The organism is Haloferax sp. s1, from assembly GCF_058382125.1.
In genome coordinates, this window is sequence record NZ_JBZRPK010000437.1 from 1 (window position 1) to 4,627 (window position 4,627).

Annotated in this window: 5 protein-coding genes and 1 pseudogene; all 6 read left to right on the plus strand. The window is 63.4% G+C overall.

Translation table 11 applies throughout. The annotated features are described in order from the left end of the window. Positions 1-1,123, plus strand: a pseudogene (locus QT222_RS06110) (LAGLIDADG family homing endonuclease); the annotation flags it as partial. A gap of 1 nt (position 1,124) precedes the next feature. Further along, positions 1,125-1,427, plus strand: coding sequence for a DUF7854 family protein (locus QT222_RS06115; RefSeq protein WP_004058377.1), 303 nt, complete (start codon positions 1,125-1,127; stop codon positions 1,425-1,427). 154 nt (positions 1,428-1,581) lie between these two features. Next, positions 1,582-1,920, plus strand: a complete 339-nt coding sequence (locus tag QT222_RS06120) for a DUF7855 family protein (protein ID WP_004058375.1) — start codon at positions 1,582-1,584, stop codon at positions 1,918-1,920. Beyond that, positions 1,917-2,864, plus strand: a complete 948-nt coding sequence (locus QT222_RS06125) for a DUF7856 family protein (RefSeq protein WP_491476642.1) — start codon at positions 1,917-1,919, stop codon at positions 2,862-2,864. The genes QT222_RS06120 and QT222_RS06125 overlap by 4 nt, the downstream gene beginning before the upstream one ends. Positions 2,865-2,944: 80 nt before the next feature. Beyond that, entirely contained in the window at positions 2,945-3,832 is an 888-nt protein-coding gene (locus QT222_RS06130) for a DUF7857 domain-containing protein (RefSeq protein ID WP_491476643.1), read from the plus strand. After that, entirely contained in the window at positions 3,829-4,491 is a 663-nt protein-coding gene (locus tag QT222_RS06135) for an AAA family ATPase (RefSeq protein WP_491476644.1), read from the plus strand. Before QT222_RS06130 ends, QT222_RS06135 begins: the two co-directional genes overlap by 4 nt. Positions 4,492-4,627: the final 136 nt, after the last annotated feature.

A 4,627-nucleotide genomic window follows, 5' to 3' on the forward strand; every position in this document is an offset into this window, starting at 1 on the left:
TGCTGGCTCGACCGTCTCGCGGTGGTTCAACGGCGTCGTCGAGACGGACCGGTTTACTGACGTGGTTGAGGTGGCAAACGCGCGCTTCTCCGACATTCGTTCGGATGCTCGACGCCTTCTCGATGCCATCGGGTCCCGTTCGAAGCCAAAGGTGTACGACCTGACTGTCGAGGGAACGCACAACTTCGTCGCCAATGGAATGGTCGTGCACAACTCCGAAGACCGTTCGGCTATGCACGAAGCGCTCGAACAACAGCAGATTTCGGTCTCCAAGGCGGGTATCAACGCGACGCTCAAATCGCGTTGTTCGCTCCTCGGCGCGGCAAACCCGAAGTACGGTCGCTTCGACCAGTACGAATCCATCGGCGAGCAAATCGACCTCGAACCGGCGCTTATCTCTCGATTCGACCTCATCTTCACGGTCACGGACAACCCCGACCCCGACACCGACTCCGAACTCGCAGAACACATTCTCAAGACGAACTACGCCGGTGAGTTGAACACCCAACGGACGAACGTCGCCAACTCCGAGTTCACAGAAGACCAGATTGACGCCGTCACCGACGAGGTCGCACCGACTATCGACGCGGAACTCCTTCGCAAGTATATCGCCTACGCGAAGCGGACCTGTTACCCGACGATGACGGAGGAAGCAAAGAACGTCATCCGCGACTTCTACGTCGACTTCCGCGCTCGCGGGGCCGACGAAGACGCCCCCGTTCCCGTGACAGCCCGGAAACTCGAAGCGCTCGTCCGCCTTGGCGAGGCATCCGCCCGCGTCCGCCTCTCGGACAAAGTGACCCGCGAGGACGCTGAGCGCGTCACCAGCATCGTCGAGTCGTGTCTCCGCGATATCGGCATGGACCCCGAAACCGGCGAATTCGACGCCGACATCGTGGAGACGGGTCGCTCGAAGACCCAGCGCGACCGTATCAAGAACCTGCTCGAACTCATCCGCACTATGCAGGAGGAGTACGAGGAGGGCGCGCCGCACGAAGAGGTCGTCGAACGCGCCAACACCGAGTTGAACATGGACGAAAAGACCGTCATCGACCAACTGGAGAAGCTCAAGATGAAAGGCGATATCTACGAACCACGCGGCGACGTCTACCGGGCGACATAATATGGACCGAATCTCAGCCCTCCGAAACATCGAAGACGCCATCCGCGACCTCGAATCGGGCGAGGCGGACCTCGCCAGTACCGAGCGACGCGTCGTAACCGTCCTCCGAACGTTTGCAACCGAGTTCGAGTCCGACACCGGTGACGAAACGCTCGAGGCGTGGAAAGCCGTCGGCGACGACCGCGCGGAAGGTATCGTCGTCCTCGCCGCCACCGAAGACGAGGCGACGACGCGCGTGCAAGATCTGCTGACCAACGCGACCGACGACGGGGACGACGTGTCCTTCTCGGTCGAGCGCGTCTAACCGCAGGACGACGGTTCGGCAGCGCAACAGTTAGGGAACAACAGTTCGGCAATGCGGTCGCCTGGAAAACCAACAATTCGGAAACAAGACGGCTCAACAACACGAAATACGGCACGTCGAACGATTTTTCTTCCGACTCTGTGACGGGGTGTTCGTGCTGTTGGTCGTGACTTACTCGCAGGCGGCGCGGACGACGCTTCGAAACATCTGTCGGAGCCACGAGGACGTTGTCGTTCGTCGACTCGGACGCGCCGCGTTGTTCGACGAGACGGAGTTGGCCGCCTTCCTTGCACTGCGACTCCGCGAGAAACACGATGCTGACGTGCAGATAGAGCGGACTGCGCCGTTCAACGAGTTTACGACCGTTCCCGAGTCGGTCCGCGAGGCGGCTGAAGCGTACGAGGCCCGTGATTCACCGGCGACGCCGTACAGCAAGTTCGCCACGGGAACCGACTACCCGTCCGCGTCGGAAATGCGAGACCGAGAACTATGAGGATTCGACTCCCCGACGGAACTGTTCGAGCGGGCCGTACTTCCGACCTGTCTGACGTCGGCCTCGACCCCGCCGCGGTGGTGGACGCGGTTCGAACTCCCGACGGAGCGGGCGACGACATTCAGTCCCCCGCCGCAACCGATAGCGGACTCTGGGTCGACTGTCCGACTCCGGGACCGGGCTACGACCGACTCGCTCGAATTCCGGTTCCTGAATCACCACCGTCACGAGGCCAACTCCTCGTCGCAGTTGGCCGGTCACGCGGACTGCAAACACCGGTTGACGACGAACTCGCCCAACTCGAAGCGCGACTTGCCGAACACGAGGGCCAAACTGAAGACGACTCCCCTGACCACATCGTACCGTCCGCATCTGAACTCCGGGAAGCGCGCCGCCGGGTCGCCGCCGCTGGAGACGACGAAACCCGACTCCGAGAACGCGTAGCGACGCTCCGCGGACGGCTCAACGCCCACCGCGAGGCCGGAGACGACGCGTCAGCGGCCTCCACGCAGTCGGAACTCGTAGAAATAGCCACGAAACTCTCCGAGGTGGAGACAGAGCGAATCGCGGCCGAACAGCGGTTGGAAGCGCTCGAACGCGCTGCCCGGCGCGCTCGCGACGGACGAGAAGAACGTCTTCGACTCCACGATGCGATTGCAAATCGGCGGCGTGAACGCCGGTCATACTTCTGTGCCGAACTCAGCGAGGAGTTCGATGATACTGTTCGCGAACTCACTGCGGAGTTCTTCGAGCCGACTGATGCTGCTTCGGACGCGAGCTCGAATTCAAACTCAAATTCGAACCCGAACCGAAGTTCGGTCGTAGACGCCCTCGCTGCCGTCCGTCTCGCTGATCTGGACGCACCGGTCGTCCTGACGCGTCGGTTCTTCGGTGACGTTGAGACCGCCGCACGTTGGCTCGATACACCCGTTATCCGGTGTTGAGTCGTCAAACTCCGATTCACGTCTCAGTCTTGGGTCGTTCCGGGCATCGATTTATATACCATAAGGCGGCCAGCCCCGCCATGCACTCCGATGTCGACGTAACCGTCGTGGACGACGTAGTCCTCGTGACGGTCAGATTCGACAACGCCGCGCCGGTCGACCAGCGCGTTCGCCTCCAGAACCGTCTCGATGGTCCGGTTCTCCCACCTCGTCGGGCCGGTGTCCCGGCCCCCGGCTGGGACGACGACGGGTTCGAGGGCGTCGTCCCCGCCGAATCGACAGTTGCACTCGGGTACGCTTGCCCGTTGTCTCCATCCGGGCCGGACCTCAGTGGCGACGTAGACCCGGCGACTGTCGTCGATATCGACGTTCTTGGCCGGGCGGACGAGACAGACGAACAGGACCGGTCGACTGCTGCGGACGCGATTCGGGAACTCGGTGCGTCTCGCCCGCCCGCAGACGCGGTTCCAGCGCCGACCTCGGAGTCTCCCTCGACTGCCGACAGCACGGTTGTCCCCGAGTCGGAAGCGTCAGTTCGCGGCCCAACCGACGCCGACGTCGCGGCGGCAGTCGCCGATACCCATGGTGAGGGAGAAAGCGACTGCTCCGAGTCTGAGACCGTGGGTCCTTCTGCGCCTTCGGCGACACCCCCGGCAGTAGACGCTGCGCAAATAGACTCGGACGCGACTGCAGACCCGATACCGACGGCACCCGACGCCGACCAACACCTCGATTCTTCGTTTCTCGCTGCTGTGGCGCACCGAATCGAACTGGCTGAACAACTCGATGGCGCATCAGTTGACGCGGCGGCGACGGCGCTTTCTACCTCGGACGCCAGCATCGAGGACGTAGAATCACTCGATGCGGACCGCGCTCAACTGCGGCGACTGGCCGAACGTGCGACGACGCTTGCCGACCGAGCGGCCGACGCCGACCCCGACATCGAAGCACTCCGGAGGCTCGCATGATTCTCGCCGTCGTCTCCGGCAAGGGCGGCGTCGGTAAGTCGACGCTGTCGTTCGAACTCGGTGCGGCCTTGGATGCTGTCGTCGTAGACGCCGACCTCGGGATGGCGAACCTTCCGTACGCACCCGGCCCGGACCTCCACGACGTGCTCGCGGGCCGTGCCGACCCGACCGAAGCGGTCCGCGAGGGTGCACCAGTCTCGATTCTCCCCTGCGGACGGACACTCGCCGGTGCCCGCGCGGCCGACGTGCGCCGCCTCGATGATGTACTCCACGCGGTCGAAGCCGCGTACGGAACTGTCGTCGTGGACTGCCCAGCCGGAATGCGCGCCAACGCGGGAGTACCGCTCGCTATCGCGGACGCCTGTGTCGTCGTCGCGTCGCCGAAACGGTACGCGCTGGCCGACGCGGTCCGAACCCGTGAACTCGCTCGGGAGCTTGGATGCGGTCTCGCTGCTGTCGCGGTCAACCGAACCGTCGACGACCCGCCGCTCGACGCCTTCGCCGACGTACTCGGCGCACCAGCGACGGCGGTTCCAGCTGATACTCGTCTCAGCGAGGCTGTCGACCGATTCGAACCAGTCGTCACCGCGTCGCCGAACAGTCTGCCCAGTACTCGAATTCGAGAACTCGCATCGGCGATTCGCGTCTGTGGTCGGTGAGAAGAAGCGTCGTTTTTGTCGCGTCTATCGGTAGTTCGTTTGTCGGTTGCTCTCGGCGGTATCGCGTCTCGAATGGATTGCTTCAGTCGCGGAGGGCCACGTACGTCTTGCGGGGCGTCACGGGGGTCACGTCGGC

Coding starts and splice junctions, on each gene's coding strand:
- QT222_RS06115 (WP_004058377.1), top strand. CDS start 1,125: ATGGACCGAATCTCAGCCCTCCGAAACATCGAAGACGCCATCCGCGAC.
- QT222_RS06125 (WP_491476642.1), top strand. CDS start 1,917: ATGAGGATTCGACTCCCCGACGGAACTGTTCGAGCGGGCCGTACTTCC.
- QT222_RS06130 (WP_491476643.1), top strand. CDS start 2,945: ATGCACTCCGATGTCGACGTAACCGTCGTGGACGACGTAGTCCTCGTG.
- QT222_RS06135 (WP_491476644.1), top strand. CDS start 3,829: ATGATTCTCGCCGTCGTCTCCGGCAAGGGCGGCGTCGGTAAGTCGACG.